The organism is Binatus sp. (SeqCode) (genome assembly GCF_036522015.1).
In the GTDB taxonomy this organism is placed as follows: domain Bacteria; phylum Desulfobacterota; class Binatia; order Binatales; family Binataceae; genus Binatus.
The window spans coordinates 1-10,673 of sequence record NZ_DATDGQ010000182.1; the positions used below are offsets into that span (position 1 = coordinate 1).

Consider the following 10,673-nt stretch of genomic DNA (forward strand, 5'->3'; position numbering starts at 1 on the left):
ACCGCACGCCGAAGCGCCGAACTGATCTCCGCGATGCGCTCGAACCAACTCGAGCCCAAACGCATCCGCTTCGTTCATCCGCAAGTCGCACTGCCCGCATCCGTGATGTTGATCGAGGCCCGAGTCGCCGGCGGAATCGAAGTAGCTATCGAGCCCCCGTTGATACTCTACGACCGCCCGGGAATATACACTTCCGAAGCACGCGCATTACTCAGTTCGCCTGATTCCCAATAGCCTCTCCTGTCAGGGAGAGGCCGACGTGCGTCCGCGCGCGTCGGGTGAGAGTCCAAATTTCTGGATGCCCTTCCGCGCTCCGCTCTCTCTACTTCAGAAATTCGATCGCCTGATCTGCAACATAGTCAGGCTTTTCCATCGGCAGAAAATGCCCCGCATCCGCCACATCGATCACGCGCCCATTCTTGAGCTGCTCAGCTACCTTCCCCGACAATGACGCGCCGAGCGAGTCGCCGCGCGCCCCGAACATTACCAGCAGCGGCGATGTGCATCGAAGAATTCGCCCGAGCCCGTCGAAATCGCGCGCCGTCTCGTAGAACTTGGCCTCGACCTCCGGCGCGCACTTCAGTTCTCGCTTCCCGTCGCTGGTCGGACGCGTGCCGAACTCGCAATAGTCGCGCAGAATGTCCTTGCGCCAGGTGTTATACGGCGGCTTGTTCTCGAAGTTCGAGCACATCGCCTCGACGCTGTCGAAAATACGCCGGCGCTTCAACGTCCGTTCGATAAACGGGTTGCTCCATCCAAGTTCCGGTGCGTCCGGCGACTCGAAAATCACCGGCTCCGCCAGCACGGCGCGCGAGATTAGATCCGGTCGCTCGCTCGCGAGCGAACCAATCGCCGTCGCCCCAGCAGAATGACCGACAGCCCTGACGCCCGACCATCCCATCGCAGCTATGAACCCTCCAAGGTCGCGCATCGTCGCGTCCCAACTGTACTCGCCGTCGGGCGCCGCCGAACTATCGCCATGCCCGCGCTGATCGTAGCTGTAGACATGCCCGATCGCGCGCAGCCGCTCTGCAAGCGGCCGATAGATGCGCCCAAGAAATCCGGTCGCGTGCAGGATCACGATCGGCGCGCCGTGACCGCCCCAGTCCAGCGTATGCAGCCGGATGCCGTTGACGTTCACAAAGCTGCTGCGTGGTTCGATTCTTTCCATGTATTCAAATCTTTGAGTATGAAATTCACTGGTTAGCTTTGCTCTCGGTCGCTGCCGTCTCCTGATCGACGGCCTTCGCCTCCGGAGAACGGATGTCCTCGAGCGTAATCGTTTTGAGCAGGCCGTTGCGCACCGCACCCATCTTCGCCAGCACGAGGTCGACGCGCGGATCGCCATCCCTTGCGCTTTGATCGAACTCGACGGACTTGATCGCGTCCGCCAATACGATCGTCGAAGACTGGCGCGCGAGGAATAGTCCCTGGTTCAGTGAACCCGTGGTCGCGTCGGCTTCGATCACAAAGCCGCCGGCCCTGAGGCCGTCGAGAATCGGCTTGAGCGTGGCTTCCGGCACAAAGAGTTCGTGAGAGAGCGTCCACGAGGTGATGTCGTCACCGCCGCGGTAGGCGCGATCCGCCAGGCGAATCAGGATATGCATCGTCGCCGAATATAGAAAATCCGGCGACATCGGTCCCAGCATCGGCGGAATGTCGCCGCGCTGCATCGACGCAGTCAGTTCGGCGCCGAACAGAATCACCGACCAGGCGACATAGATCCAGACCAGGAAAATCGGCAGTGTGGCCATCGCGCCGTAGATCGCTCGATAGTTGGCGACCCCCACCTGGAAGCGCACGTAGCCCCACTGCGCGAGCTGAAAAAGCACCGCGGTCACGAACGAACCGATCAGCGCCGGACCGTACCTGACCTTGGTGTAGGGAAAAAAGACGAACAGGAAAAAGAATCCGCCCCAGACGAACAAATACGGCAGCAGGTGCGTGATAAATGGAAATTCGGAAATCCGCACCGAGAACACCGCGGTGACGCCGAGCGCGGCCACGATCAGAAACGGCACGGTGAACAGCACGCTCAGGTAGTCGGAGAATTTGCGAAAATAGCTGCGGCTCTGCGGGACGTTGAAGATCGTGTTGAGCGCCTGCTCGACCGTGCCCATCGTGGAAATAACCGTGATGAGCAAAAACGCGCCGCCCGCCGAGCCCAGCGCCGCCGCATTTACGTTCTCGACGTAGCCCATCAGCTGCGAACCCGATCCGCCCAATCCGAGGTATTGCTCGACCAAAGGCTGCAGCCGTTCGGCGCCGCCGAATCCCTTAACCGCGGAAAACGCGAGCGCAAGAATCGGTACGATCGACAGCGCGACGGTGAAGGTCAGCGCCGACGCGCGCAGCAGATCGTTGTTGTTGATGAATGCTTCGACCGCGTGATCCAGGATGTGCCAGACGCGAAGCGCGGTGGTGTGCCGCGACACGCTGGTTTCTAGATCCAACGTCTTCCGCTCGAGCCAGCTGGGAGCGTGTCGCGCCATGTCAGCTACAGGATCGCGCCGCCGCCGTTTTCGCTCTTCACAAATCGATTGTCAGGGCACGACTTGCGCGAAGTCAAGTCTGCGCCCGCTCCGCGCGTTGCGCGCCCATCGGCTTTGCGATTAGCTCATCGTTCATGGCTCGGCTGGTATCGCACGGAAAATATCTCCTGGACGGCGCGCAAAAGTTCTACATTCGCGGCGTTTCGTACGGACCGTTTGCTCCGAATTCCCGCGGTGAGCGATACCCCGAGCCCGAGCGTGCCGCCGCCGACTTCGCCCTGATGAACAGGCTCGGCGCCAACCTGATTCGCCTTTACGTTCCACCGCCGTCGTGGATGGTCGAGGAGGCGCAGCAGGCCGGACTGCGGATGATGCTCGGTATCCCGTGGCCCTTTCACATGGCGTTTCTCGATTCGGCCGACATGATGCGTGAAATCCGCGACGCGATTCGCAAGACGGTTCTCGAGACGCGCCAATTCGGCGAGACCATCGCCGCCTACAGCATCGGCAACGAGATTCGATCGGATATCGTGCGCTGGCACGGGCCGCGCGCCGTCAGCAGGTTCCTCGCTGAGCTGCGCGACCTCGGCAAACAGATCGACCCCGGCGCGCTCTTCACCTACTCGAACTATCCGTCGGCCGAATACCTTGATCTGAGTTTTCTCGATTTCGTTTCGTTCAACGTTTATTTGCACCGCGAGGAAGACTTTCGCCGCTACCTGACTCATCTGATGGGACAAGCGGGCGAGCTGCCGCTGGTGCTCAGCGAAACCGGGATGGACACCATTAGCGAAGGCGAGGAGCATCAGGCGGAACTCCTCTCATGGCAGTGCCGCGCGGCGTTCGAGCTTGGCTTGTCCGGCTTCATCGTGTTTGCGTTCACCGACGAATGGCACACCGGCGGCACCGAGATCACCGACTGGGCATTTGGACTGACGCGACGCGATCGCTCGCCCAAACTCGCCTTCGACGCGGTCGGCAGAGTCTTCGGCGAAAATCTGCCGCCAGCTCTCACAGCGGCTCCCAAAGCGACCTTGGTCGTCGCCGCCTACAACGCCGCGGCGACGCTCGGCGAGTGTCTCTCGTCGATTCGCGAGCTCAACTATCCGGACTACGAAACGATCGTCGTCGACGATGGCTCGACCGATGCCACTTCCGAGATCGCCAACCAATCAGGAGTCCGCACGATTCGCGTCGAGCACAAGGGTCTCGCGGCGGCGCGCAACGCCGGCGTCGATGCCGCATCGGGTGAAGTCGTGGCGTTCATCGACGCCGACGCGCGTGCCGATCGCGACTGGCTGTATCATCTGGTCGAAACGATCTCGCATCGCGATGCGGCTGCGGCAGCCGGGCCGAACTTTGCACCAGATCCGCAATCCGCTCGCGCGGCCGCGATGGCTGTCGCGCCCGGACTGCCGCGCGAGGTGCGCGCCGGCGACGATCGCCTCGCGCAGCTGTGCGGATGCAACATGGCAATTACCAAGGCCGCATTGCTGAAGGTTGGCGTCTTCGATCCGATGTTTACGAGCGCGGGCGACGACGTGGATCTTTCCTGGCGTCTTGCGGCGTCGGGTGAAACTCTCGCGTACGCTCCTGGAGCCGTCGTGATTCACGAGCGCCGCGCGACGCTGGCAGCTTATCTCCGCCAGCAACGCGGCTACGGCATCGGCGAGGGCTTGCTGTTCCGCAAATATCCGCTCCGCGCCGCGGACCAGGACGGAATGTACGCAGGCCCGTCATGGATCGGCTCAATTCTCGGCAGCGCGCGCGTATATTACGGAGAGTTCGGTCGCGGCCTCTTTCAGACCGTGTATTCCACCGGCAACTCGTACGGCGACCTGCCTCTGACCATCGACTGGATCGGCGTCTCGCTGACTCTTCTGGTCCTGGGCTACTTCAATCGATTGCTCGGCGTGTTCGGTGCCGGTGGAATCGCGATCTCAATACTGGCCGCAGCGGCCAGCGCAGCATCCGCACCGTTGCCGCGCGCGTATTCCGGCCCGGTCGCACGAATTTATCTGTGGATCGTCAATCTCCTCGGTCCCATCGTTCGCAGCCTTGCGCGGACGCGCGTCAAAGAGCGATTCGCACCCGCGACGACCGATGTTGATGACCATGGTCCGATTGGACTATGGGGCCAGCTCGAATTCGTCGTTCCAGACGGCTCCGCGCGGATCCAATCGGCGACGATACTCGCTGCCATGCGCGACGCACTGGTGCGCGGCGGCGTCGCAGTCGCCGAGACGGACGGCTTCCAGTCCTACGATCTCGAGATCGTGGTTCCGCCGACGATTCGCGTACCGATCAACGCCGTGCGGACCGACTCGAGCATCGTACTTCGCTGGCGAACTCGAACCGCTCCTCGACGCGCACTGATCGCTGCGGCGATCTTACTGCTCGTTTTCATCGCGGCGGGCTTCCCGCTTGACGAGACACTGGCGATCCTGGCAGGCGTCGCAATTGCCATTATCTTCATAGCGATCGGCCGCGCGGTACGCATACCAGCGATAATCAGAGCCAGCGCCGGCGAAGTAGCGCGCTCACATGGAATCTCAATCGCCAAGCGCACGGAAGACGAAACCTGATGACCACGCTGGAACTTTACGGCCACGTGATTCGCAGGATGCGTCCGCATCTCGGCCGCCTCGCGATCGCAATCGCCGGTGTGCTGCTGGCCTCCGCGACCGAAGTCCTCAAGCCGTGGCCGCTCAAAATCGTGATCGACAACGTGCTGCGAGGCGCGCCGCTCGTGAGCAGCTGGATTCCTCCGATGCCACGCGCCGAGCTGCTCATCGCCGCGTGCGTCGGCCTCGTCATCCTGTACGCGCTGCTCGGCCTGCTCAACGTCATGACGAACTACGTCACCATCTCGATCGGCCAGCGGATGGTAAACGAGTTGCGCGCGCGCCTGTTCGATCATCTGCAACGCCTTTCGCTCTCATTCCATCGCCGCCGCGAAGTCGGCGACCTGATGGTGCGCATCACCTACGACACCTACTCGATCCAGACGATCGCGATGAACGGCTTCTTCCCCGTGTTGTCGTCGCTGATTCTGCTCGGCGGGATGTTCGCCGTGATGATCCGAATGGACGCGACGCTGACGCTGGTCGCGCTCGCGGTCATCCCGCTGCTGATTTTGTTGATCATGTCGATCAGCGGCCGCATCGACGCGATCGCCGGCGGCGCGCGCATCAAGGAAAGCCGCCTGTTCACCGTAGCGCAGAGCGCGCTGGCCGCGATTCACGTCGTGCAGGCCTTCACGCGCGAGGGCGAGTCGTACCGTGAGTTTGTCGAATCGAGCAGCGCGAGCCTCGACGCGACCCTGCGCCTGTACACCCTCCAGACGCTTTACGCCGGCGCGGTGGGCGTGTTGATCGCGTGCGGCACGGCGCTGGTGATTTACCTCGGCGCGCAGCACGTCCTGGACGGCCGCCTCACCATCGGCGAGCTGATCGTTTTCATCACCTACCTGGCCTCGCTCTACGCACCGGTAAATCAGATCTCGCAAACCTACGGACAGATCGAAGGCGCCAAGGCCGGTCTCCGGCGATGCCTCGAACTGCTCGCGATCGATCCCGAAATCAAAGACCGCGCGGGCGCGCAGACGCTTGGCCGCGCGGGCGGCGAGATAGAATTCGACAACGTGGTCTTCGGCTACGAACCGGGCCGAGTCGTGCTGCAGGGTATCAGCTTCAGGGCGTCGCCCGGCGAGTCTATCGCGATCGTCGGTCCGAGCGGTTCCGGAAAAACCACGATGGCCAGTCTGCTCGCGCGCTTTTATGAACCGCAAGGCGGCGCGGTCAAGATCGACGGCAACGACACGCGCCAACTCACGCTCGATTCGCTGCGCGGCAACATCGCGATGGTCCTGCAGCCGCCGCTGGTGCTCGGTGACACGATGCGCGTCAACGTCGCGTTCGGAAAGCCCGCCGTCGACGACGCCAAAGTGCTCCGTGCGATCGAGATGGCGCGCCTCGGCCCAGTGCTCGCCAAGCTGCCCGCGGGATTGGACGAAGTGCTGGGGCAGGGCGGTCACAGTCTTTCCGAGGGCGAGGCGCAGCGCGTGACGATCGCGCGCGCGCTGCTCAAGGACGCGCCGATTCTGATCATGGACGAGCCGACCAGCGCGCTCGACACCGAGACGGAATCGATGGTCCTTGCCGCGGTGCGCGAAGCGATGCGCGGGCGCACGACGCTCGTGATCGCGCATCGGCTCTCGACGATTCAGAACGCCGATCGCATCCTCGTGCTGCGCGACGGCGCGATCGTCGAGCATGGAACGTTCGACGAGTTGCTGGCTCGGGGCGGGTTCTTCAGCTACCTCTACAACATCCAGGCGTGGAGCCGCGAAGCGGCGGGCTGAATTCAAATGCTAACAATAGGTCTCACTGGCGGAATCGGATCGGGCAAGAGCACGGTCGCGCAGATGCTCGGCGAATTCGGCGCACCGATCCTCGACGCCGACAAAGTTGCGCACTCCACGTACGCTCCCGGCGCTCCTGCCTACGACGTGGTCGTCGCGGCCTTCGGCGCCGATATAGTTGCACCCGATCGAACAATCGACCGAAAGAAACTCGGCGCGGTCGTGTTCGGAAATCCTGAGCGGTTGAACAAGCTGACATCGATCGTGTGGCCGGCCACGTTCGAAAGCATTCGGCGCAACGTCGCCGAATTGCGCGCGAGCGGCGCGAAGCTTCCGATCGTCGTCGAGGCGGCGATTCTGATCGAGGCAAACTGGCAGCCGCTGTTCGGTGAAATCTGGCTGGTGCGCGCGTTGCGCGAACAAGTCGTCGCACGCATCGAGAGCCAGCGCGGACTAAAGCCGGCCGAGACGGAAGCCCGCATCCGCGCGCAGCTGTCCGACGAGGAGCGCGCTAAGCACGCCAGCCTGATAATCGAAAACAACGGCTCCCTCGAAGAACTCCGCGCGCTGCTGAAAACAGTCTGGGCCGACGCACTCAAGCGCAACGGCTAAACCCGGATTGCCGCCAGCACCGCAAATGTGACGACCTCGGCCAGCGCACATCCGCCCGCGAGCATGTAGCCCGAGGCGCCGCCCATGCGGCGGCTCAGCACCAGGCGCATCGCAAGGATAGTCAGCGCGAGCACGACGATCACCGCCAGCCCCACGTTTTGATACAGCCCCATCGTGAGTCCCAGCGCGACCAAGCTCGAAACGGCGAACTCGCGAAACGAGATGCCGCCTTCGTACGGGATGCCAAGCCCCCAATGCTCGAGCGGCTTCAGCCCGTAGCCGATCGGAATGATCGCCCATCGCGACAGCATCATCGCCATCACCAGAGCGCCTGCGCGTCCGGCGTCGTCAGAGATTCGCGACAGGCACCAGGCCTCGAAAGCGAACGCGGCGATCGCCGCGACTGCTCCTGCCGGTCCGATTCGCGTCAGTCCGGTCGAGGCTGGCCGCGTTCCTCGCCGGAGCACCTCGACCGTGTCCGCGAGTCCGCGATTTGCCAACCCCAGCGAGAGCGCTGCGCCGACGATCAGCACGATGACTGAGCGTGCTACCGGTCCGGCGACGATGGCGGCCGCTCGATCTGCAATCGCGAGTGTTATACCGAGGATCAATCCACCAACCGGAAAATAGACCATCGCGCGAGAGCGCTGCGAAGCGGTGCCCTGAGATCTTTCGTCGAGGATCGGCCAGAGAGTGAGCGTCGCAACCGCCAGCACCGCCTCGAACAGGAGTTCGCGCACATTTGGCAGACTCGTTTCGCTCGCCGATTCCATCGTGACCGGGATGATTACAACAGATCGCGGCGGCGGTACGATAGGCGAGATGAAGATCCTGGTGATGGGCGCGGGCGCAGTGGGGGCGTACTTCGGCGCGCGGCTACGAGCGTCCGGCGAGGACGTTGTGCTGTGTGCGCGGGGCGCGAACTTGCGTGCGATTCGCGACCACGGTCTCGACATCGCCAGCATCCGCGGCGATCTGCGCATCGATGTCACCGCTACCGACACACCGCGCGACTTCGCGCCGTACGATCTGGTTCTGTTCTGCGTAAAGGCCTACGACACCGACGACGCCGCGCAGGCAATCTCGGGGTGCCTCAAGCCGGGCGGCGCGATTCTGACTTTGCAGAACGGCGTCGAGAACGAGGCGAAGCTCGGCGCGATCTTCGGTCGCGACGCGGTGATGGGCGGCAATGCGCGGGTCGGAGTCGAGATGATCGCGCCGGGCAAGATTGTCCATCTCAGCACCGGCCATATCGATTTCGGCGAGGTTGACGGCCGCGAGACGGATCGCGCGCGGAAAATCGCGGACCTATTTCGACGCGCCGGAATTCTGGGCGAGCTCTCGGCCGACATCATGACTGCGCGATGGGACAAGCTGATCTGGAATGGCGCCCTCAACACGGTAACGACCCTGACGCGTCGCCGCGTCGGAGAAATTCTCGACGACCCCGAAGGCATGAAACTACTGCGCACGCTGATGCAGGAAATCGTGAGCGTCGCGCGCGCTGAAGGTGCGAAGATTTCCGACGACCGGATCGACGCATACATTATCCATTCGCAAAAGAACCTGCGCGCGCTGAAGACCTCCACTCAGCAGGATCTCGAGCGAGGGAAAGCGCTGGAGTACGAAGCGCTGAGCGGCGCAGTTGTGCGCGCGGCTCGCCGCCACAACATCAGTGTCCCGACTGTCGAAACAATCTACCTGCTATTGCGATTGTTGGACGGCGCGCCGAAGAGGAACGTCTGAGCATTGTGGTGGATGCCAGGCAACCTAACCCCTAACCCATTCCCGAGCGGGAAGGGGAACCGGATTTAACGCGGAAACCGATCTACCGCTTCTCGAACTGCTTGTTGCCGAACAGTATGTCCCACGTTTTGGGATCCTGCGGCGGCTGATTTGCCGACGCCGTCGCCGCCGCCGCGCGCATCTTCTCGACGATTTCGCTCATCACGGCAAAGCCGCGTTGAGTTGCTGGACGCGCGCGCAACTCGTCGTACCACTTTTTCAGATTCGGGAAATCTTCGAGCGCCTGCCCCTGCATCGAATGCGGCACCAGCCACGGGTAGGTCGCGATATCGGCGATCGAGTAGTCGCCCGCCAGGTACTTCGCTTCGCCGAGGCGCTTGTCGATCACGCCGTAGATTCGCTTCGCCTCGTTGGTATAGCGGTTGATCGCGTACTCGAGTTTCTCGGGCGCATAGCGGCGGAAATGATGCGCCTGCCCGAGCATCGGACCGACACTTGCCATCTGGAACATCAGCCACTGGATCACGTTGTACTTCCCGCGCGTGTCCGACGGCATCAGCTTGCCGGTCTTCTCCGCGAGGTACATCAGGATCGCGCCGGACTCGAAAATCGAAATCGGCTTTCCGCCGGGACCGTCGGGATCGGTCATCGCCGGCATGCGATTGTTCGGGCTGATTTTCAGGAACTCGGGCTTGAACTGATCGCCCGCACCGATATTGACCGGGATCACGTTGTACTTGAGGCCGACCTCCTCGAGCATCCACGTGATCTTGTAGCCATTGGGCGTTGGCCAGAAATATACGTCGATCATCAGCAACTCCTTGCGCGATTAGTCGAAACGAAGCGTCCGTTTCATATTGCAACTTGGATCAGTCCGTCGCGTGACGCAACATGAAACCGTGCCCTAGCGCGGCATCAGATCCAATTCCGCTTCCGCCGAAGACTGCGCGCGGGTGTAACTCGGGTCGAGCGCGTGATACTCGCCGCGGCTCCAGGGGCCGATCATATCGTCGTAATGGCGCGACGCGGGATGGTCCGATTCGCCGCTGTGGTTCATTCCGAGTGCACCTTCGGGATCGGCAAGGTCGGCGATGAATCGATACGACGAAATCTGCGTGACCTTGAATTGATCGGACTCATCGCTTAAATCGAACCACGAGTTGTTGACCGTATGCCGTCCGCCCTCGGTCGGGAACGGCCCGCGGTTGAAGTACCATCCGAGCACGCCACCGCGGGTGCCCAGCGGATGATCGAATTCGATCGTCTCCATCGCGCCCCATCGCCACTTCTCGCGATCGTCGCCGAGCCGAGTCGTCAGCAGCGCGAGCGAGTCTTTCACACTGGCGCGCAAAGTCGCGCTTTCGGTGTCGGCGCCTCCCGGCCACAGGGTACTCGCCGGGCGTACGATCATATCTTCGCTGGCGGGATATGCTGTCGGGGATGCCAATGTCGCCCTGGCG

9 protein-coding genes and 1 pseudogene are annotated in these 10,673 nt (G+C 62.5%); 5 read left to right on the forward strand and 5 right to left on the reverse strand.

Annotated features, from left to right (window positions below; translation table 11 throughout):
• Window positions 1-234: pseudogene (locus VIW95_RS07645) on the forward strand (hypothetical protein); the annotation flags it as partial.
• An 88-nt stretch (window positions 235-322) separates the two neighbouring features.
• Here VIW95_RS07645 and VIW95_RS07650 read toward each other — a convergent pair.
• On the reverse strand, window positions 323-1,171 hold the full coding sequence (locus tag VIW95_RS07650) for an alpha/beta hydrolase (protein ID WP_331585025.1): 849 nt from the start codon (window positions 1,169-1,171) through the stop codon (window positions 323-325).
• 25 nt (window positions 1,172-1,196) lie between these two features.
• A complete protein-coding gene (locus VIW95_RS07655) occupies window positions 1,197-2,453 on the reverse strand; it encodes a YhjD/YihY/BrkB family envelope integrity protein (RefSeq protein ID WP_331585027.1) in 1,257 nt (418 codons plus the stop codon).
• Window positions 2,454-2,626: 173 nt separating this feature from the next.
• Here VIW95_RS07655 and VIW95_RS07660 point away from each other — a divergent pair, with 173 nt between their 5' ends.
• The 3 genes from VIW95_RS07660 to coaE are packed head-to-tail and all read left to right on the forward strand — an operon-like array spanning window position 2,627 to window position 7,467.
• Window positions 2,627-5,077 (forward strand): glycosyltransferase, encoded by a 2,451-nt coding sequence (locus tag VIW95_RS07660; RefSeq protein ID WP_331585030.1) that lies wholly within the window; start codon window positions 2,627-2,629, stop codon window positions 5,075-5,077.
• Window positions 5,077-6,855 (forward strand): ABC transporter ATP-binding protein, encoded by a 1,779-nt coding sequence (locus VIW95_RS07665; RefSeq protein WP_331585032.1) that lies wholly within the window; start codon window positions 5,077-5,079, stop codon window positions 6,853-6,855. Before VIW95_RS07660 ends, VIW95_RS07665 begins: the two co-directional genes overlap by 1 nt.
• Before the next feature lie 6 nt (window positions 6,856-6,861).
• A complete protein-coding gene (coaE, locus tag VIW95_RS07670; RefSeq protein ID WP_331585034.1) occupies window positions 6,862-7,467 on the forward strand; it encodes a dephospho-CoA kinase in 606 nt (201 codons plus the stop codon).
• On the opposite strand, the gene VIW95_RS07675 is transcribed toward coaE, so the two are convergent.
• Window positions 7,464-8,240, reverse strand: coding sequence for an adenosylcobinamide-GDP ribazoletransferase (locus VIW95_RS07675; RefSeq protein WP_331585036.1), 777 nt, complete (start codon window positions 8,238-8,240; stop codon window positions 7,464-7,466). The genes coaE and VIW95_RS07675 overlap by 4 nt on opposite strands.
• Window positions 8,241-8,250: 10 nt before the next feature.
• Here VIW95_RS07675 and VIW95_RS07680 point away from each other — a divergent pair, with 10 nt between their 5' ends.
• A complete protein-coding gene (locus VIW95_RS07680) occupies window positions 8,251-9,213 on the forward strand; it encodes a 2-dehydropantoate 2-reductase (RefSeq protein WP_331585038.1) in 963 nt (320 codons plus the stop codon).
• A gap of 82 nt (window positions 9,214-9,295) precedes the next feature.
• Here VIW95_RS07680 and VIW95_RS07685 read toward each other — a convergent pair whose 3' ends face one another.
• Window positions 9,296-10,024 carry a glutathione binding-like protein gene (locus tag VIW95_RS07685; protein WP_331585040.1) on the reverse strand — a complete coding sequence of 243 codons (729 nt, stop codon included), beginning with the start codon at window positions 10,022-10,024 and terminating at the stop codon, window positions 9,296-9,298.
• Between the two features lie 93 nt (window positions 10,025-10,117).
• Window positions 10,118-10,673: penicillin acylase family protein (locus VIW95_RS07690; protein WP_331585042.1), on the reverse strand; the 556-nt coding region annotated here is incomplete at its 5' end.